At 40.2% G+C, this 1,032-nt stretch carries 1 protein-coding gene; it reads right to left on the reverse strand.

Annotated features, from left to right (window positions below):
* Window positions 1–375: 375 nt before the first annotated feature.
* A partial coding sequence (locus L4C33_RS22430) for an oxidoreductase (RefSeq protein ID WP_489686458.1) occupies window positions 376–1,032 on the reverse strand: 657 nt, incomplete at its 5' end.

Raw genomic sequence — 1,032 nt, forward strand, 5'->3', positions numbered from 1 at the left:
ATATTAGTAAGCGTTAATTAGAAAACTATAACTTAGGTAAGATAAAGAGAGTAGTTTGATGAGTCGTTGAGTAGGAACCACTTTGTATTTATAAGGTGGTAAGAAGAAAGGATAAGTCAGACATTTTATGAATATGATAATTACTGAGTTGAGAGGTAATCGTATTCATTGATTTGCCATCATTAATATATAAACCTGGCAACATAATAACCTTATTAATGTATAGGGTTATTGATAATAAAAAAGCCACCAAATATCACTATTTGATGGCAAAAATGCAATTCGAATGGGAGAACGAATGACTTGCAATAAAATTGGTGCAACGAAAAGGCAGTGTTGCGATATTAAAATTTGAAATTTAGTAAATCGAGCCGATTAAACCAACTCAGCTAACATTGTGTCAGAGTATTCAGTTAAAGCATCCCCCGCTTTTAGCTTGGCAACGTAGTCAGGGTTTGCAATAAGTGGACGACCAATAGCGATTAAATCGAATTTGTTTGCTTCAATTGCCTGGCTACCTGTTTCAGCTGTGTAACTACCAACACCCACTAGCGTTTTACTGTAGTTGGCGCGTAGGTATTCAGACGCTGTTCCACCTAAGTAATCAAATGTCATTGAGTCATCGAAGATACCAAGGTGCAAATACGCTAAGTCACGTTTCTCCAACTCCTCTAAGAAGTAGTCGAATACTTCACGGTCACGTGGGTCCGCTTCAATATTGAAATAAGCACCAGGCGAAACGCGCAATGCAGTTTTGTCTTTGCCAATACGGTCAGCAATAGCATCAACCACTTCAAGTGGGAAACGCGCCATATTTACTTCGTCGCCACCAAACTCATCTTCACGAATGTTACTTGAGTAGTGAAGGAATTGGTCAATTAGATAACCGTTCGCGCCGTGGATTTCAACGCCGTCGAACCCTGCGTCAATCGCGTTTGCCGCAGCTTGACTGTAATCTTTTACCAGTTGAGCAATCTCTTCTACTGTCGCCGGTTTCGGTACTGTGTAAGTGAGTTCACGCATACGTGGTAC

Source organism: Vibrio makurazakiensis (assembly GCF_050337375.1).
Taxonomy (GTDB): Bacteria; Pseudomonadota; Gammaproteobacteria; order Enterobacterales; family Vibrionaceae; genus Vibrio; species Vibrio makurazakiensis.